The organism is Nocardia sp. JMUB6875 (assembly GCF_041154655.1).
Classification (GTDB): domain Bacteria; phylum Actinomycetota; class Actinomycetes; order Mycobacteriales; family Mycobacteriaceae; genus Nocardia.
This window is the reverse complement of record NZ_BAAFGR010000057.1, coordinates 14,635-31,846: the sequence shown is the minus strand read 5'-3', so window position 1 is coordinate 31,846 and position 17,212 is coordinate 14,635. Positions and strand designations below refer to the sequence as shown.

General features: G+C 68.2%; 16 protein-coding genes and 1 riboswitch. Of the genes, 11 read left to right on the top strand and 5 right to left on the bottom strand.

Features of this window, described 5'->3' with window-relative positions; translation table 11 throughout:
* Nucleotides 1–165: 165 nt before the first annotated feature.
* Both ACAM49_RS16930 and ACAM49_RS16925 read left to right on the top strand, forming a co-directional pair.
* The gene (locus ACAM49_RS16930; protein ID WP_369636470.1) at nucleotides 166–2,316 is read left to right on the top strand and encodes an efflux RND transporter permease subunit; all 2,151 of its coding nucleotides are present in this window, start codon (nucleotides 166–168) and stop codon (nucleotides 2,314–2,316) included.
* 47 nt (nucleotides 2,317–2,363) lie between these two features.
* Nucleotides 2,364–3,017 (top strand): phosphatase PAP2 family protein, encoded by a 654-nt coding sequence (locus ACAM49_RS16925; RefSeq protein ID WP_369636469.1) that lies wholly within the window; start codon nucleotides 2,364–2,366, stop codon nucleotides 3,015–3,017.
* Nucleotide 3,018: 1 nt separating this feature from the next.
* Here ACAM49_RS16925 and ACAM49_RS16920 read toward each other — a convergent pair whose 3' ends face one another.
* The gene (locus tag ACAM49_RS16920; RefSeq protein WP_369636468.1) at nucleotides 3,019–3,912 is read right to left on the bottom strand and encodes a nuclease-related domain-containing protein; all 894 of its coding nucleotides are present in this window, start codon (nucleotides 3,910–3,912) and stop codon (nucleotides 3,019–3,021) included.
* Between the two features lie 106 nt (nucleotides 3,913–4,018).
* On the bottom strand, nucleotides 4,019–5,725 hold the full coding sequence (locus tag ACAM49_RS16915; protein ID WP_369636467.1) for a GMC oxidoreductase: 1,707 nt from the start codon (nucleotides 5,723–5,725) through the stop codon (nucleotides 4,019–4,021).
* A gap of 150 nt (nucleotides 5,726–5,875) precedes the next feature.
* On the opposite strand from ACAM49_RS16915, the gene ACAM49_RS16910 reads away from it, so the two are divergent.
* The 7 genes from ACAM49_RS16910 to gcvP all read left to right on the top strand — a co-directional run bounded on the left by ACAM49_RS16910 (nucleotide 5,876) and on the right by gcvP (nucleotide 12,997).
* Nucleotides 5,876–6,502, top strand: a complete 627-nt coding sequence (locus ACAM49_RS16910) for a CDP-alcohol phosphatidyltransferase family protein (RefSeq protein ID WP_369636466.1) — start codon at nucleotides 5,876–5,878, stop codon at nucleotides 6,500–6,502.
* Between the two features lie 67 nt (nucleotides 6,503–6,569).
* Entirely contained in the window at nucleotides 6,570–6,974 is a 405-nt protein-coding gene (gcvH, locus tag ACAM49_RS16905; protein WP_369636478.1) for a glycine cleavage system protein GcvH, read from the top strand.
* Nucleotides 6,975–7,159: 185 nt separating this feature from the next.
* Nucleotides 7,160–7,627 carry a glycogen accumulation regulator GarA gene (gene garA, locus ACAM49_RS16900; RefSeq protein ID WP_213555026.1) on the top strand — a complete coding sequence of 156 codons (468 nt, stop codon included), beginning with the start codon at nucleotides 7,160–7,162 and terminating at the stop codon, nucleotides 7,625–7,627.
* A gap of 44 nt (nucleotides 7,628–7,671) precedes the next feature.
* A complete protein-coding gene (locus tag ACAM49_RS16895) occupies nucleotides 7,672–8,445 on the top strand; it encodes a MerR family transcriptional regulator (protein WP_369636477.1) in 774 nt (257 codons plus the stop codon).
* Between the two features lie 67 nt (nucleotides 8,446–8,512).
* Complete coding sequence (locus tag ACAM49_RS16890; protein WP_040807814.1) at nucleotides 8,513–8,986, top strand: bifunctional nuclease family protein; 474 nt, start codon at nucleotides 8,513–8,515, stop codon at nucleotides 8,984–8,986.
* Between the two features lie 218 nt (nucleotides 8,987–9,204).
* Nucleotides 9,205–9,771 carry a MerR family transcriptional regulator gene (locus tag ACAM49_RS16885; protein ID WP_040807816.1) on the top strand — a complete coding sequence of 189 codons (567 nt, stop codon included), beginning with the start codon at nucleotides 9,205–9,207 and terminating at the stop codon, nucleotides 9,769–9,771.
* Between the two features lie 129 nt (nucleotides 9,772–9,900).
* Nucleotides 9,901–9,996, top strand: a riboswitch (glycine riboswitch).
* A 160-nt stretch (nucleotides 9,997–10,156) separates the two neighbouring features.
* Nucleotides 10,157–12,997, top strand: a complete 2,841-nt coding sequence (gene gcvP, locus ACAM49_RS16880) for an aminomethyl-transferring glycine dehydrogenase (RefSeq protein ID WP_369636465.1) — start codon at nucleotides 10,157–10,159, stop codon at nucleotides 12,995–12,997.
* 74 nt (nucleotides 12,998–13,071) lie between these two features.
* On the opposite strand, the gene ACAM49_RS16875 is transcribed toward gcvP, so the two are convergent.
* Nucleotides 13,072–13,395, bottom strand: coding sequence for a nuclear transport factor 2 family protein (locus ACAM49_RS16875; protein WP_369636464.1), 324 nt, complete (start codon nucleotides 13,393–13,395; stop codon nucleotides 13,072–13,074).
* A 93-nt stretch (nucleotides 13,396–13,488) separates the two neighbouring features.
* The gene (locus ACAM49_RS16870; protein ID WP_369636463.1) at nucleotides 13,489–14,097 is read right to left on the bottom strand and encodes a TetR/AcrR family transcriptional regulator; all 609 of its coding nucleotides are present in this window, start codon (nucleotides 14,095–14,097) and stop codon (nucleotides 13,489–13,491) included.
* A 75-nt stretch (nucleotides 14,098–14,172) separates the two neighbouring features.
* Between ACAM49_RS16870 and ACAM49_RS16865 the strand changes: the two genes are divergently transcribed.
* On the top strand, nucleotides 14,173–15,195 hold the full coding sequence (locus ACAM49_RS16865; RefSeq protein WP_369636462.1) for a GlxA family transcriptional regulator: 1,023 nt from the start codon (nucleotides 14,173–14,175) through the stop codon (nucleotides 15,193–15,195).
* 111 nt (nucleotides 15,196–15,306) lie between these two features.
* A complete protein-coding gene (locus tag ACAM49_RS16860; protein WP_369636461.1) occupies nucleotides 15,307–16,023 on the top strand; it encodes an alpha/beta fold hydrolase in 717 nt (238 codons plus the stop codon).
* On the opposite strand, the gene ACAM49_RS16855 is transcribed toward ACAM49_RS16860, so the two are convergent.
* Nucleotides 15,959–17,161 (bottom strand): MFS transporter, encoded by a 1,203-nt coding sequence (locus ACAM49_RS16855; RefSeq protein WP_369636460.1) that lies wholly within the window; start codon nucleotides 17,159–17,161, stop codon nucleotides 15,959–15,961. The genes ACAM49_RS16860 and ACAM49_RS16855 overlap by 65 nt on opposite strands.
* Between the last annotated feature and the right edge of the window lie 51 nt (nucleotides 17,162–17,212).

The window sequence follows — 17,212 nt, the reverse complement described above, 5'->3', positions numbered from 1 at the left end:
TGCCGCCGTGCATCGTTGAGAGGTTGACCACACGCACATCTACTACATGCCGTCGTACCCCAAGATGTGATCGATATCGTCCCCGCGCGAGCGGGGGATCGCAATGCCGCGAGGGGGAGTCATGATCTCGGTACGCGTCCGATCGCACGATGGCGAGGCCACGCGATGATCGATCGGCTGATCACACCGGCGCTGCGGACGCCGAAACTGGTGCTGGCGCTGGTGGGGATCGCGTTCGTGCTGTGCGGGGCGCTGGGCTCGCAGGCGGCGGCGCGGCTGTCCAACGGCGGGTTCGTGTCCACGGAGTCGGAGTCCGCCAAAGTCGCCGACATTCTGGAACGCGACTACGGCATGTCGGGGATGCAGTTGGTGCTGACGGTCGAATCGCCCGGCGGCGCTTCGGGTCCGGCCGCGACCGCCCGCGGCAAGGAGATCGCCCAGCAGCTGAAGGGAGACTCGCGGATCTCCCGGGCGGTCTCGCCGTGGACCGATCCGATGCTGAGCAAGGCGCTGCTGAGCACGGACGGCGAGATCGGGCTCATCGTGGCCACCGTGCGCGGTGACGAGAACTCCGCGCCCGGCATCGCCCACGATCTGGCATCCGAATTCACCGGCAGCCGTGACGATGTCACCGTGCGCGCCGGTGGGCAGGCCATGGTGTGGCGCGATACCGGGCAGCAGACCCAGAAGGATCTGGCCGTCGCCGAGGCCATCGCGCTGCCGCTGACCTTCCTGCTGCTGGTGTGGTTCCTGAGAAGCCTTGTCGCGGCGGTCATTCCGTTCGTCACCGGAGTGGTCGCCATCGCGGGGGCCAGCGCGGTGCTGTACGTCATGACCTATGCGGTCGAGCTGTCGGTGTTCGCGCTCAATATCACCACCGCCATCGGCCTCGCCCTGGCCATCGACTACTCGCTGCTGATCATCGGACGCTACCGCGAGGAGATCGCGCGGGGGAGCGACCGCACCGCGGCCCTGACCGTGGCCATGAAGCGCGGCGGCCGCGCGGTCGCGTTCTCAGGCAGCACCGTCGGCATCGCGCTGATCGGAATGCTGTTCTTCCCCATGGCCTTCCTGCGCTCGCTGGCCTCGGCCGGGCTCGCGGTGGTGGCCCTGTCCATCCTGCTGACCCTGACCATGGTGCCCGCCCTGCTCATGCTGCTGGGCGACCGCATCAACCGGAGACCGTTGCGGGAGGCCGCACCCGTCGACCGGAGCCCGCTGTACCGGATGTCGCGCCGTGTGCAGCGGCGGCCCGCGCTGTACGCCCTGCCGATCCTGGCCCTGCTCCTGCTGCTGGGCTCACCGATCGTCGGCTTGAAGCTGGGCCTGCCCGACGACCGGGTACTGCCCGGCACGCTGGAATCCCGTCAGGTGGGTGATGTGCTGCGAGATCGGTTCGACGACAACGCGACCGGGACCGTACAGATCATTGTGAGCGGCCTGCGGAACGACACGGTCGCCTATGCGGCCGAGTTGTCGAAGGTGGCCGATGTCGACGCGGTCATCGGTCACGCGGGCACCTTCCGCAATGGCCAACTGGTCGGCCCGGGGGATCCCAATGCGGCCGGGCTGGACTCCGTGCATCTGTCCGTCGCCACTCGACTCGATCCGTATTCGCAAGCGGCGCAAGAGCAATTGGACGCCTTACGTGCCGTGGCGGCGCCCGCCCCGGTGCTCTTCGGCGGCCTCGCCCAGCAGACCGAGGACGCCGGGCAGGGCATCGCCCAGGGCTTCCCGAAGGCCGTCGCGTGGATCGCCATCGTCACCTTCGTGCTGCTGCTCCTGCTCACCGGCAGTGTGGTGCTGCCGCTGAAAGCCCTGGTGCTCAACACACTCTCACTGGCGGCGACCTTCGGCGCACTCGTCTGGATCTTCCAGTGGGGCCATCTCGGCGGCCTGGGCACCCAAGCCACCGGATACACCATCGCCACCCTGCCGGTCCTGCTGTTCTGCGTGGCCTTCGGTCTGTCCATGGACTACGAGGTGTTCCTGCTGGCCCGCTTCACCGAGGAATGGGAGCAGTCCGCGAAGACCCGCGCCGACAACGACACCGCCGTGGCGCTGGGTATCGCGCGCTCGGGCCGCATCGTCACCGCCGCGGCCCTGCTCATGGCCGTGGTCTTCGCGGGCATCGCCGCCAGCGGCGTCACCATGAACCGCATGCTCGGCCTGGGCCTGGCGCTGGCCGTGCTCATGGACGCCACCCTGGTCCGCATGGTGCTGGTGCCCGCCTTCATGCGCGTCATGGGCACCGCCAACTGGTGGGCCCCCGCCCGCTCGCGCCGGCTCCTGGAACGAGCCGCCCTGCGAGAGTGACACCTGCCCTGCGAGAGTGACGCAGGGAGCGTCGCTATCGTGCAGGCGTGACCAGATCGACCACCCCCGCCCCGGCGCAGCCCGGCACCTGGCCCCGTCGCGCCGCCCTGCCCGCCCTCGTGCTGGCGGGAGTGGTCGTCACTCTGCTTGTGCCGCTGTCGTTTCCGTCCGGCGGCGGATCGACGAGCGTGGACCTGAGCCTGGAGCGCCACATCCACTCGGCCCTGGACGCGCACCGGTGGATGTACTCGGCGCTGATCTTCCCGAGCAACAGCTACGTCGTCCTGCCGCTGCTGCTCGCGTCCGCCGCCTGGTTCGCCTATCGGCGGCAGTGGTGGCAGGCGGGCTTCGCGCTGATCGCGCCCGAGCTGGTGGTGGCGGTGAATACCTTTGCGCTGAAGCCGTTCTGGGGCCGTGAGCTCCAGCACTACCTGGCCTATCCCAGCGGCCACACGGTCCAGCTGGTGGCCGTCGTGACCGCCTTCGCCTTGGTGAGCGAATCTCCGCGCGTCCGTACGGTCACCACCATCGTCATGATCGTGGTGCTCCCGGCCGTCATGATCGGCATGGTGGGCTTCGGATACCACCATCCGACCGATGTTCTGGGCGGAACGGCGGCCGCCGTCGCACTCGTGACAGCGCTGTATCTGCCGTTCCGCTACTTCACGGCTACGCCTGCGGCAGTATCGATTTCACGCTGAGCTAGAGCGTCGACCACGCCAGCGCGAGGACGAACCAGATTCCCCACGCCAGTGCGACGATGAACCCCAGCGTCAGCATCACCCGCATGAACCCGCGCCCCACCTCGACCCGGTCGCCGGTGCGCGGGTAGAGCTTGCGCGGGCTGAACCACGGCTCCGGAATGTGGATGCCGTGCCCGGCCATCGCGGCCTCGCGCTCGAGCCGCGCCTGCTCCTCCGCGAACGCCTCGGCCTGGGCCTGCTGCGGCCCGCCGTGCCACAGCGTCACGTCCACCGGACCCAGGAAACCCTCGTTGAGCAGGTCCTGCGGCGCGGGCAGATACGGCAGGATGCCCAGGCCGCGGAACGCCCACGCCACATCGTTGGCCGACCATTGCGGCCGCCCGCGCGAGAGCAGGCTGGTGAAGTGGTCGCGCAGCGCCCGCTCGTCGCCCAGCAGCACCTGGAAGCTGGGATCGCTCCACAGCTGCTTGACCCGCAGATTCGACCCGGGCGGCGGCACCACCAGCACGATGCCGTGGATGACGCGCTGCCCGAGTCCGCGCTCGGCCAGCCAGTTCTGCAGTGCGAAGGTGTGATCGCGGGACTTGTCCAGCGGGGTGCGCTTGTCGCCGCCCTCGAAGCCGATGATCCGGTCGCCGACCCGCCACGGGCCGTTGACCGGCACCTCGAGCTCACCGTCGAGCTTCTCCGACAGCGCCTCGGCCTCGATCACCACGCAGCTGGTGGGCGTCCACACCACCGCGTCGAAGGGATGCAGCCGATCACCGTGGAACAGACTGCAATTCACGGTCGCGACACCCTTGGGATCGGTGGTGCCCTTCCAGGTGCGCAGCCAATCGATGAGCACCTTCTCGGCGTGGGTGCCGGCGGCGTTCTGCACTCGGACGAGCATCGGCTCTCACCTTCCTCGTCGAATCGATACCGGGAATGGTACGGGCACAACGCCCCAAACTACCGCCGGGCACGCCGCCGCGCTCGGTTCGTGGGGACTCCGGATGTCAGTTCACGGGCAGGGCCGGATCGGTGGGGTATTCGGTCGGGAAGATGGGCAGCCGCAACGCGCCGGGCGCGAAGTCCGGCACCACCGCGTGCTTGGGCGCGACCGGGTTGATGCGCCGGTACGGCGCGCCCAGCTCCGGACGGGTGTCGGCCTCGTTTCGGTTGGGCCAGAACGCCATTGCGCGCTCGGCCTGCGCGGTGATGGTCAGCGACGGGTTCACGCCCAGATTCGCCGTCACCGCCGAGCCGTCGGCGATGTGCAGCCCCGGATGCCCGAACACGCGCTGATACGGGTCCACCACACCGCTTTCCGGCCCCTCGCCGATCACGCAGCCGCCGATGTAGTGCGCGGTGGCCGGGATGTTGAAGACGTCCATGGCCAGCATCTGCACATCCCCGTCGACCTTCTCCCCGAACCGCCGCCCGACCTCGTGCGCGAGGGGGATCCAGGTCGGATTCGGCTTGCCCGTGCCCTGTTTGGTCTTGAGCTGCCCCCACCGCCGGAACGAGGTCAGCGAGTTGTCCAGGGACTGCATGACCAGCAGGATGACCGACTTCTCCGAGGCCCGGCGCGCATTGAGGCTGCGCGCGAACACCACCGGATGCAGCACCATTGCCAGCAGGAACCGCAGGAACCGGAACGCGCCGCCGTCGACCAGCGGCACCGACAGCGGGAACAGGCCGTTCTGGCCCTTGCCGTAGTGGCAGACCTCGATATGGGTGTCGGGTTCGGGATGGATCGAGGAGGTGATGGCGATGCCCTCGGCGAAATCGTCGCGCGCCTTGCTCACCACGTTGAGGATGGCCTCGGAGTTCGAGCGGGTCAGCTCACCCAGCCGCGGTGACAGATTCGGCAGCACGTTCTCGTCGCGCATCTTGTGCAGCAGCTTCTGGGTGCCCAGCGCCGCCGCCGCGAACACCACCTGCTCGGCGGTGAACACCTTGCGCCCCTTGCGAACCCAGCGATCCGAACGCTGCGTCTCGATGGCGTACCCGCCGCCGGTCATGGGCCGCACCTTGGTGGCGGTGGTCAGCTCGAACACGTGCGCACCGGCCTGCTCGGCCAGGTACAGGTAGTTCTTGGGCGTGGTGTTCTTGGCGTTGTGCGGGCAGCCGGTGAAACAGCGCGCACAGTGGATGCAGCCGCTGCGCCGGGGCCCGGCCCCGCCGAAGTACGGGTCGTCCACCTCGACACCCGGCTCGGCCTCGTTGAAGAACACGCCCACATTGGTGGCGTGGAAGGTGTCGGCGACCCCGAGATCCTCTGCCACCGAACGGATCACGTCATCGGCGGGGGTCATGCGCGGATTCGGCGCGACACCCAGCATGCGCTGCGCCTGGTCGTAATAGGGCGCGAGCTCCGCGCGCCAGTCGGTGATATGAGCCCACTGCTTGTCGCTGTAGAACGCCGGCAGCGGCTCGTAGAGCGTGTTCCCGTAGATCAGCGATCCGCCGCCCACCCCCGAGGCGGAGAACACCGCGCACTTGCCCAGCACGCTGATCCGCTGCGTCCCGGTCAGCCCGAGCCGCGGCGCCCAGATCGATTTGCGCACATTCCAGTTCGTCTTGGGAATGTCCTCGGCGTTCCACCGGCGGCCGGATTCGAGCACGGCCACCCGGTAGCCCTTCTCGGTCAGGCGCAGCGCCGAAACGCTCCCCCCGAATCCTGAACCGATAACGACGACGTCGTAGTCGAAGTCGGGCATGGTCTTTCCTCTCCCTGCAACCCCTGGATGAGAAGGATCGGGTCTGATTCTCTCACCTGCGTATGGCGCAGACCATATCTGTTCGGTGCGGGGGTGGCCAGGCGGCGTGCCCGGATGGAGATGCCGCGGTGATTGCGGTAAGACCGGTCTGTGACTACCGAGCGGAACGCCGAACCGGTCTACAGCGACCGGATATTCACCGTGCCCAACGTGCTGAGCGTGATACGGCTGATCGGCGTCCCCGTCTTCCTGTGGCTGCTTCTGGTCGAGAAGGCCGACGGCTGGGCCTTCACCCTGCTCGTTCTCAGCGGTATCACCGACTGGCTCGACGGCAAGCTGGCGCGGCTGCTGGACCAATCGTCCAGATTGGGCGCCCTGCTCGATCCGCTGGTGGACCGCCTCTACCTGCTGGCGACCCTGGGCGGCTTCCTGATTCGCGGCATTCTGCCCTGGTGGGTGGTGCTCATCCTGGTCGGCCGCGACGCCATCCTGACGGTCACCCTCGGCATCTACAAACGCCGCGACCTGCCCCCGCCGGACGTCATCTACCTGGGCAAGGCCGCCACCTTCGCCCTCATGTCCGCTTTGCCGTGGTTGCTGGCGGGTCAGATGGACTGGGCCGCCGCGGGTTTCGGCCGCGCCTTCGGTGGGGCATTCTTGGTCTGGGGCACGGCGGTCTACGTCTGGACCGGAATCCTCTACGTCGGCAAGGCCGTCGCCGTGGCCCGAGCGATCCCGCCCGCGGGCCCGAGCGATACCGCCCGTGCCACACCATGATCACTCCCGATAGGGTGTGCCCGACGGATCGACGACGATCCCGAGAGGAACGCCCGTTGAAAGGACACTGCCTGTGACCGCAGTACCCGAGGATTTGCGCTACTCCGAAGAACACGAGTGGGTGAGCAAAGTGGGTCCGACCCGGGTGCGGGTCGGGATCACCGATTACGCGCAGTCGCAGCTCGGTGACGTCGTGTTCGTGCAGCTGCCCGGTGTCGACTCCGATGTCGCGCTCGGTGACAGCATCGCCGAGATCGAGTCCACCAAGAGCGTGTCCGACATCTACGCCCCGCTCGCCGGGAAAGTCGTTGCGGTGAACGAGGTTCTGGACGCCGAGCCCGAGACCGTGAACTCCGACGCCTACGGCGACGGCTGGCTGTTCGAGATCGAGGCCGACTCCGCCGAGGCGCTCGACGCCGCGCTCGGAAAGCTCCTGGATGCCGCAGGTTATCAAGGAGTTATCGGAGGCTGAAGGAGCCTTCACAGTTCTACCTGCACGGGTACGCCCTGGCAGGGTACGGTCAATGCCAACAGAAGTGCGCGCAGCCGGTGCCCGGATTTTCCGGACCTACCCGAAGCGGGGAGCGGCCGGAGTGCCGCATCGCTGAGGGCACCAATTGCTTGCATGGATTATTCGGTTCGAGGAGGAGAGCAAGGGTGAGCGAGAACAAGGACCCGGGTTACCAGGAGACGGCAGCAGAGACCACTTCGGTGTTCCGCGCCGACTTCCTGAACGAGGTCGACACGTCGCGCACCGAGCAGACCGGCGAGCAGCCGGTACAGGGAGTGGAGGGCCTGCCCGCGGGCGCGGCCCTGCTGGTGGTCAAGCGTGGCCCGAACGCCGGTTCGCGCTTCCTGCTCGACCAGCCGACCACCTCGGCGGGACGCCATCCCGACAGCGACATCTTCCTTGACGATGTCACCGTCAGCCGTCGCCACGCGGAATTCCGCCAGGACGACGACACTTTCCAGGTGGTCGACGTGGGCAGCCTCAACGGCACCTACGTCAATCGGGAGCCGGTGGATTCCTCGGAGCTGCAGAACGGTGACGAGGTCCAGATCGGCAAGTTCCGCCTCGTCTTCCTGACGGGTCCGCGACCGGCGACGAGCGACTCGGCGCTATAGGACCGAGCGGAATGACTGGCGCAGCGCAGTGGACGCGCGGAGGCATGTCGATCGGCTCCGTGCTGGATCTCCTGCGTCCGGATTTTCCGGACATCACCATCTCCAAGATCCGATTCCTGGAATCGGAGGGTCTGATCAGCCCGGAGCGCACGCCCTCGGGGTACCGCCGCTTTCACGTGGCGGACGTCGAGCGCCTGCGCTTCGTGCTGACCGCGCAGCGGGATCAGTACCTGCCCCTGAAGGTGATCAAGGAACAGCTCGAAGCGATCGACAGCGGGGCGGCGACGCTCGGGGTCCGGGAGGCCCGGGCCCGGGCGAACGCCGTGGGAGGGGTCGGGGGCATGCCCGATTCGACAGATGGCCTGGCCGCCAACGGCAATGGCCGCCTGCGGCGGCTGAACGCGGTGCCCGGTGAGGTATCGCCCGAGGAACTCCGGTTCGATCACGAAATCCGGATCACCCGGGCGGATCTGCTCGATCAGGCGGGCATCGACGAGAAGTTCCTGACCGAACTGATCCGCGCCAACCTGATCACCCCCGGCGCGGCAGGCTATTTCGACGGTGACGCGGTCACGCTGGCCCGCACCGCCAAGGCGCTGAGCGAATTCGGTTTGGAGGCAAGGCATCTGCGCGCCTTCAAGCTGGCCGCCGATCGCGAGGCCGCCATGGTCGCACAGATCGCGGCCCCGATCGCCAAGAGCCGCGACGCCGATGCCCGCGCGCGGGCCGAGGAGACGGTGCGCGAGTTGGCGGCATTGTCGCTGACGCTGCACACCTGCCTGGTGAAGACCTCTGTGCGCGCTTCCCTCGGCGGCTGAAATCTTCGCCTAGACTCGGTATTACAGCCGGGGGCTGGCGGCCGGTGTGGATTTGGGAGGCAGTGCGATGAGCGAAATGCGTGTGATCGGCATCCGTGTCGAGCAGCCACAGAATCAGCCCGTGCTGTTGCTCCGTGAAGTCTCCGGTGATCGCTACCTACCGATCTGGATCGGCCAAGCCGAGGCCACCGCGATCGTGCTGGAGCAGGAGGGCGTGACCCCGATCCGCCCGCTCACCCACGATCTGATCAAGATCCTGATCAAGGAGCTCGGCCACACCCTCAAGGAAGTGCGGATCGTGGATCTGCAGGAGGGCACCTTCTACGCCGACCTGGTCTTCGAGAACGACCTACGCATCTCCGCGCGGCCCTCGGATTCGGTGGCCATTGCGCTGCGGGTGGGCTGCCCGATCTATGCCGAGGAGCCGGTGCTCGAGGAGGCCGGACTGGTCATGCCGGACGAGCGCGAGGACGAGGTCGAGAAGTTCAAGGAGTTTCTCGAATCGGTATCTCCCGATGATTTCAAGGCCACGGACAGCTGACCAACTGCTGACCTGGCGATGATCTTGGGCTGAGCTCGAAACGAGACAAATCCGTGTCTCTACCTCAGGTTTAGGGTTAAAAACACGCGGCCCGATCATGCTTGGACGGACCCGATTCTCCCGCAACAATCAGGAGAGTAGCCTCGATTGATAGGCCAACGCTCCAGAGTCGATTGACAGAGCCCAGCCCTGATAGGCAAGCAGTAAGGGAGTAGTCAGTGGGAGATCAACCGCAACCTCAGGATGTGGTGCAGCCAGGGCTGTTCCCCGATGACACGGTGCCGGACGAACTGGTCGGATACCGCGTGCCCAGCGCTTGCCAGGTGGCCGGGATCACCTACCGCCAGCTCGATTACTGGGCCCGCACCGGACTGGTCGTCCCGTCCATCCGCAGTGCCACCGGATCCGGCAGCCAGCGCCTCTACTCGTTCAAGGACATCCTGGTCCTGAAGATCGTCAAGCGCCTGCTCGACGCCGGTATCTCGCTGCAGAACATCCGCATCGCCGTGGACCATCTGCGCAGCCGCGGGGTCGAGGACCTCGCCGGCATCACCCTCTTCTCCGACGGCACCACCGTCTACGAGTGCTCCTCCGCCGAGGAAGTGGTCGATTTACTGCAGGGCGGACAGGGCGTTTTCGGCATCGCGGTCAGCGGTGCGATGCGCGAATTGACCGGGGCCATCGCCAACTTCCCGGCCGAGCGCGCCGAAGCGGGCTCCACCTCGGATCGCCCCGAGGACGAGCTGTCCTTCCGCCGCAAGGCCCGGATGAGCAAGACCGGCTAGACATCCGTTTTTCGATGCGCGTCGTCCGTTGGGCGGCGCGCATTTTCGTTGTCCGGGTGGGCTCGCGATGTGAAACGCAGCCCAGGCAACATTGCCGTAACTTGACGCCCTTTAAACTGGCGAGTGCGTCGCAGCCGTGCGGGAGAGTTCCGGGGGTAGCCTCGGACGCCGAAGGAGCAGCACCTCCCCGTCAATCTCTCAGGCACAAGGGACCGTGCGGAGTTTCGACGCCTCTGGAAAGCGGTGGCCGCGCGTCACCCGCCCATGGTGAAAGGTCAACGGCCGCAAGGCCGGGGTCCGAATCTCTCAGGCATCGAGGACAGAGGGGGAGGGCAGACGAAGCATCGGCCCTCGGGTCGATACCCGCCCACCCCTTGGAGCAGCCGTGATCTGGACTCGATCCTTCGCCGACCGCCACATCGGCCCCGACAGCGGTGAGACCGGCCGCATTCTGGAGACCGTGGGCGTGGAGTCGCTGGACGAACTCGCCACCAAGGCCGTGCCCGCCAGCATTCTGGACGCGCCCGCCGGCAATGGCCTCGACGCGCTGCCCCCGGCGCTCTCGGAGCACGAGGCCCTGGCCGAGCTTGCGGCGCTGGCCGATTCGAACACCGTGGCCACCTCCATGATCGGGCTGGGCTACTACGACACCCTCACCCCGCCGGTGCTGCTGCGCAATCTCGTCGAGAACCCGGCCTGGTACACCGCGTACACGCCCTACCAGCCGGAGATCAGCCAGGGCCGGCTCGAGGCGCTGCTGAACTTCCAGACCATGGTCGCGGATCTGACCGCCATGGAGGTGGCCAACGCGTCCATGCTGGACGAGGCCACCGCGGCGGCCGAGGCCATGACCCTGCTGCAGCGGGCCAACCGCAAGAGCAAGTCGCAGCGGCTGCTCATCGACACCGACCTCTTCCCGCAGACCCGGACGCTGCTGTATACGCGCGCCGAGCCGCTGGGCATCGAGATCGTTGAGGCGAACCTGGCCGATGACGCGCTGCCCGAGGGCGACTTCTTCGGCGTGATCGTGCAGCAGCCGGGCGCGTCCGGGCGGATCGTGGACTGGGCTCCGGTCATCGAGGCCGCGCACGCGCGGGGCGCGCTGGTCGCGGTCGGCGCGGATCTGCTTGCGCTGACACTGATTACGCCGCCGGGGGAGCAGGGCGCGGACGCCTGCTTCGGCACCACACAGCGCTTCGGTGTGCCGCTGGGCTACGGCGGGCCGCACGCCGGATACCTCGCGGTGCATTCCGCGCACGCGCGCCAGCTGCCGGGCCGACTGGTCGGCGTGTCGGTGGACGCGGACGGGAGCCTGGCCTACCGGCTCGCGCTGCAGACCCGTGAGCAGCACATTCGCCGTGAGAAGGCGACATCGAACATCTGTACCGCGCAGGTGCTGCTGGCGATTCTGGCCGCCATGTACGCCTCCTACCACGGCGCCGACGGGCTGCGCTCGCTGGCGCGGCGGGTGCACGGGCACGCGCAGTGGCTGGCCGCCGGGCTCGGCGACGCGGTCGTGCACCAGACCTTCTTCGACACCGTGCTGGTGAACGTGCCCGGCGGCGCCGAAGCCATTGTGACCAAGGCGAAGGGGCACGGGATCAACCTGCGGCTCGTCGACGCCGATCACGTCGCCATCGCGTGTGACGAGGTCACCACCGACACCCATGTGGTCGCGGTGCTGGACTGCTTCGGCGCGGAGATCCCGGTCGGGCCGGAAGGCGCACTCTTCCACGGCAAGCAGCGCCCGCACATCGAGGTCCGCACCTCGGAGTTCCTGACCGCCCCGGCGTTCACCAAGTACCGCACCGAGACCGCCATGCTGCGCTACCTGCGCGCGCTCTCGGACAAGGACATCGCCTTGGACCGCAGCATGATTCCGCTGGGGTCGTGCACCATGAAGCTGAACGCGGCCGCGGAGATGGAGTCCATCACCTGGCCCGGCTTCAACCGGGTGCACCCGTACGCGCCGGTCGAGGACGCGCCGGGCCTGATCAAGCTGATCACCGATCTCGAGGGCTGGCTGTGCGCGGTCACCGGCTACGACCGGGTCTCGTTGCAGCCCAACGCCGGTAGCCAGGGCGAGTACGCGGGCCTGCTGGCGATTCGCCGCTACCACCTGGATCGCGGTGACTCGCACCGGGATACGTGCCTGATCCCCGCCAGCGCGCACGGCACCAACGCCGCCTCCGCGGCCATGGTCGGCATGCGGGTGGAGGTCGTCAAGACCAGCCCCAACGGCGATATCGACCTCGACGACCTGCGCGCCAAGATCGCCGACCACGCCGAGCGGCTGGCCTGCATCATGATCACCTACCCGTCCACGCACGGCGTGTACGAGCACGAGGTGGCCGAGCTGTGCGGGCTGGTGCACGAGGCGGGCGGCCAGGTGTACGTGGACGGCGCGAACCTCAACGCCCTTGTCGGACTGGCGCGTCCGGGCAAGTTCGGCGGCGATGTCAGCCACCTGAACCTGCACAAGACCTTCTGCATCCCGCACGGCGGCGGCGGTCCGGGCGTCGGCCCGGTCGCGGTGCGCGAGCACCTGGCCAAGTACCTGCCGGGCGATCCACTGGAGCAGGGTTCGCACGCGGTGTCGGCCGCCAAGTACGGCTCGGCCTCGATCCTCCCGATCACCTGGGCCTACATCCGCATGATGGGCGCCGACGGCCTGCGCCGCGCCACCCTCACCGCCATCGCCTCGGCCAATTACATTGCCCGCAAGCTGGATCCGCACTTCCCGGTGCTCTACACCGGCGACAACGGCATGGTCGCCCACGAGTGCATCCTGGACCTGCGCGAGATCACCAAGCAGACCGGCGTCACCGTCGACGATGTGGCAAAGCGCCTGGCCGACTACGGCTTCCACGCCCCGACCATGAGCTTCCCGGTCGCCGGCACCCTCATGGTGGAACCCACCGAGAGCGAAAACCTCGAAGAGCTGGACGCTTTCATCGAGGCCATGATCGCCATCAAGGGCGAGATCGACCAGGTCGCCGCCGGTGTCTGGCCGGTCGACGACAACCCGCTGCGCGGCGCCCCGCACACCGCGGAATGCCTTGTCGGCGAATGGAACCACCCCTACAGCCGCGAAAAGGCCGTCTACCCGCAGGGTGTCAAGCACGCCCGCGCCAAGGTGTGGCCGTCCGTGCGCCGCATCGACGGCGCGTACGGCGACCGCAACCTGGTCTGCTCCTGCCCGCCGCTGGACGCCTACGCGGAGTGATCGCCTGAGCGTCGAACGACCAAGCGCCCCATCGGTTCTGCCGGTGGGGCGCTCGTTGTTTCGCCGGTGGGGCGCTAGGCCTGCCCGGTCTCGAACCGGCTGACCTTGCCGCCCTCGACGACGAACCGCCACGCGGTGCGCATCGCGCCCCAGGTGTCATTGCGATAGTCGGCGATCAGGCCGAGGCCGTCGGCGGTCTGCGACTCGATATCCATATGCCCGTTCGAGGAGAAGATCTCCCGCTCGGTCCAGTCGTCGACATTGCGATCCGAACCGTCGTCGGACATCGTCGCCCCGGGCGCGAGAACCGCGGCGAAGGCGGCCCGGTCGCCGGTGTTGAGCGCTTCGACAAAGGCCCGTACGGCCGGGTTGGTCAGCTTTTCGATGGCGATGCTCATGAACTCACTCCCTTGCGTCGGCGGGGGAACGATCTCACTCGATACGAAGCATGATCGCACCGGCGCGTCGGCGGCCGATCACGCGGCATCGCCTCACGGCTGCCGGTCGGCCCAGGCCGGGGGAAGAATCTCGCAGGACACGTCGGCGATCTCGTTTAGGCGGGAGGAGGTCACGCCCATGCGGCTCAGTTGGATGAGGCCCTGGGTGGTCATGATGATGTTGGCGCTCAGGGCCGAGAGCAGGGATTCGTCTACCGGGCCTGCGGTGGCCATGGGCGTGCGGAGGCGGTTGGCTACGCCGGTTTCCATGGCGGCGGTGGTGCGCTCGCCGATGGCGGCGACCTCGGGGATGCGGGTGCCCAGGTGGGCGATGCTGTTGATCATGAGGCAGCCGCGGCGGTCCGGGTGGGCGGCGCAGTCGTCGATGACGGCCTGGCAGAGGGTGCGGACGGCGGAGCGGGCGGAGCCGGGGGCGGATTCGATGACCTCGCGGACGAATCGGGCGCGTTGGTCGCAGTAGCGTTGGAAGGCGGCGAGGAACAGGCCGCGCTTGTTGCCGTAGGCGCCGTAGAGGCTGCCGTTGCCGATGCCGGTCGCGCGGGAGACGTCCTCGACCGAGGTGGTGTCGAAGCCCCGGGCCCAGAAGAGCTCGATCGCGGCGTCGAGCAAGGTCTGCTCGTCGAACTGCCGTGGTCTGCCCATGGGGATCACCGTATCAATATGCGATCTCGCGCACTTCTCTTGTTCTGGAGGCGCGCCTCCAGAATACTCGTGGATATGTCACCCATATCTTCCGATTCGACCCGCCGCCGGGTGGGGATCCTCGTCTTCGACGGCGTGAAGATGCTCGACTTCGCCGGTCCCGCCGAGGTTTTCATGGAGGCCAATCAGGCGGTGCACGGCTACGAGGTGGTGTTGCTCTCACCCGACGGGCGCGAGGTGCAGACCTCGATCGGGGCGCGGGTGGCGGTGGCGGGGTCCGCGGCCGAGGCCGGGCGGTTCGACACCGTGGTGATTCCGGGCAGCGAGCTGCCGTCCTCGGTGTTCGTGACGCCGGAGGTGCTCGCGGCGGCCCGGCAGCTGTCCGCGCGCACGCGGCGACTGGTGTCGATCTGCAGTGGGACGGCGATCCTGGCCGAGCTCGGGCTGCTCGACGGGCGGCGGGTGACCACGCATTGGAAGTTCGCGCCGGATCTGGCCCGCCGATTCCCGGCGGTCGAGGTGGACGCCGACGCGATCTTCGTGCGGGACGGGAACCTGTACAGCTCGGCCGGTGTCGCGGCGGGGGTGGATCTGGCGCTCGCGCTGGTCGAGGAGGATCACGGCGCGGATGTCGCGCGGCGCACGGCCCAGCTGCTGGTTGTGTACATGCAGCGGGCGGGCGGCCAGTCGCAGTTCTCGGCCTCGCTGGCCGGGCCGGTGCCGCGAAGTTCGCTGGTGCGCAGGGTCGTCGATCTGATCTGCGCGGATCCGGCCTTCCCTCATACGGTTCAGACCCTGGCCGCGCACGCGCGGGTCAGCGTGCGCCACCTGACCCGGCTGTTCCGGTCCGAACTGGAGCGGTCCCCGGCCGAATACGTGGCCTTCATCCGCTTCGGCGTCGCCCGCGACCTGCTGCACAACGGCGCGTCGGTAACCGAGGCGGCGATGGCCGCCGGCTTCGGCAGCAGCGAGGCGCTGCGCCGGACTTTCATCGCGCGCCTGGGCATTTCGCCGCGGGCGTATCAGCAGCGCTTCCGGACCACCGGGTCGGCGAGCTGGGCGGACGGGCCGGAAGCCCCCATTGCTGCCGTGTCCTGAATCGTGGACTTCACGGCCCGTACGGCGGGGCACGGCGAGATGTTTCCGGATGAAACTGAATCCGCGGCACCACACCTGACTTCCGGTGTCGCGGAAAGGATTCGATCCCCTATGACGACCACCCCGACCGTGGTGCTGGTGCACGGCGCCTTCGCCGACTCCTCCAGCTACAACGGCGTCATCGAAATTCTGGCCGCCGAGGCCATCCCGGTGCTCGCCGCCGCTAACCCCTTGCGCGGCCTCACGTCCGACGCCGCCTACATCGCCTCCGTCGTGGACAGCATCGACGGCCCGGTGGTGCTGGCCGGGCATTCCTACGGCGGCAGCGTCATCAGCGTTGCCGCACAGGGAAAATCGCAGGTCAAGGCGCTGGTCTACCTCGCAGCCTTCATTCCGGCGGCCGGTGAGAGCGCGCTGGAATTGACCGACAAGTTCCCGGGCTCGACCCTCGGCCCGACCACGCGCCCCGCCTCCTACCCCGCGGCCGACGGCACCGAGGCCACCGAGCTCTACATCCGCCGAGACGAATTCCCGCAGCAGTTCGCCGGAGATGTTCCCGCGCCCATCGCTGCCACCATGGCGGTGACCCAGCGCCCCGTCGCCCTGGCCGCCCTCCAGGAACCGGCCGCGGCCGCCGCCTGGACGACCATTCCGTCCTTCGCGCTGCTCACCACGGAGGACAAGAACATCCCTGTGGAGGCCCAGCGCTTCATGGCCGAGCGCGCGGGAGCCGACACCACCGAGGTCGCCGCCTCGCACGCGGTCACGGTGTCACGTCCCGACGCGGCCGCCGAGGTGATCCTGCGCGCGGTGCGCGGGATCGGTTGAGCAGGGCCGCCGGGATGGCCAGGATCGCGAGCGATACGGCGGCGAGGAGGAGATAGCCGCCGAGGGCGTAGCCCGCGGTGGATGCCAGTGTGGCCAAGGCGGATCCGCCCCACACCCGTGATTCGACGGCTCCCTGGATGTGCATGCGTTCGGTCTCGGGGAGGTTGCCCGCCAGCAGGTTGCTGGCTCCGATGTAGGCGAGGTTCCAGGCGTAGCCGAGCAGGAACAGGTCGATGGCGAGCAGGGGGCCGCCGAGGGCGCCCGCCACGGTGGCCCCCGCAGCCGAGATCGCCAGTAGTGCAAGGCCGGTCACGATCAGCGGACGGCCGCCGAAGCGGTCGCACAGCAGCCCGGACAGGGGTGCCAGGGCGAACATGCCGAAGGTGTGTGCGGAGATCATCACGCCGACGATGTGCAGGCCGTGGCCGTGCTCGTGGATGGCGAGCGGCGCGGCGGTCATGATCGTGGTCATGACCACCTGCGCGGCCAGCATGGCGGTCAGGGCCAGCCGCATGGGCGGGCGACGGGTCGGGAAATCCGTTGGGGCGGTGGATGTGTCGCGGCGCAGGGTGGTCGCGGTGAGGGCCGCGAGCGTCACGGAGACCGCGCCGAGCAGGAAGACGGCCGTCTGCGCGGGACGGTCCACCGCCACCGCTGCCGCCGACAGCGGGGCCAGCAGGAGCGGACCGCCCACCGCCCCAATGGTTCCCGCCCACACGACCACCGACAGCAGCGCACCCGGCCGTCCCGGCCGCAGGTCGGCGGCCGCGTACCGGGACAACTGAGCCGCCGCATTGCCGACGCCCAGCAGCACCATGCCGACGATCAGCAACCACACCGTCACCGCCGACAGCACCGCGCACAGCCCACCGGCCACGCCGACGGTGTATCCGCTCACCAGACCCGCCCGCCGACCCCGGCGCGCCATGACCGCCGTCAATCCCGATGCCCCGAGCGCGGTTCCGAGCACACCGGCCGCGCTCGGTAACCCCGACCAGGCCGGGCCCAGCGCGTCGGCGGCCACCAGGGTGCCCATCGTGGAGGCGGTCACCATGGTCAGGCTCATTGCCGCGGCGCCCAGGAACAGCGCCACCAGCCACCGGCGTTTGAGCACCGGCTCGGTCTCGATTGCGGTCATGAGAAAACGCTAGAAGCCGTGCGGGTGGCAAAGAATATGATGGTCAAGGAG

Coding starts and splice junctions, on each gene's coding strand:
- ACAM49_RS16930 (WP_369636470.1), top strand. CDS start 166: ATGATCGATCGGCTGATCACACCGGCGCTGCGGACGCCGAAACTGGTG.
- ACAM49_RS16920 (WP_369636468.1), bottom strand. CDS start 3,912: ATGCTCGTCCGAGTGCAGAACGCCGCCGGCACCCACGCCGAGAAGGTG.
- ACAM49_RS16915 (WP_369636467.1), bottom strand. CDS start 5,725: ATGCCCGACTTCGACTACGACGTCGTCGTTATCGGTTCAGGATTCGGG.
- ACAM49_RS16895 (WP_369636477.1), top strand. CDS start 7,672: ATGTCGATCGGCTCCGTGCTGGATCTCCTGCGTCCGGATTTTCCGGAC.
- ACAM49_RS16890 (WP_040807814.1), top strand. CDS start 8,513: ATGAGCGAAATGCGTGTGATCGGCATCCGTGTCGAGCAGCCACAGAAT.
- ACAM49_RS16875 (WP_369636464.1), bottom strand. CDS start 13,395: ATGAGCATCGCCATCGAAAAGCTGACCAACCCGGCCGTACGGGCCTTT.
- ACAM49_RS16870 (WP_369636463.1), bottom strand. CDS start 14,097: ATGGGCAGACCACGGCAGTTCGACGAGCAGACCTTGCTCGACGCCGCG.
- ACAM49_RS16865 (WP_369636462.1), top strand. CDS start 14,173: ATGTCACCCATATCTTCCGATTCGACCCGCCGCCGGGTGGGGATCCTC.
- ACAM49_RS16860 (WP_369636461.1), top strand. CDS start 15,307: ATGACGACCACCCCGACCGTGGTGCTGGTGCACGGCGCCTTCGCCGAC.
- ACAM49_RS16855 (WP_369636460.1), bottom strand. CDS start 17,161: ATGACCGCAATCGAGACCGAGCCGGTGCTCAAACGCCGGTGGCTGGTG.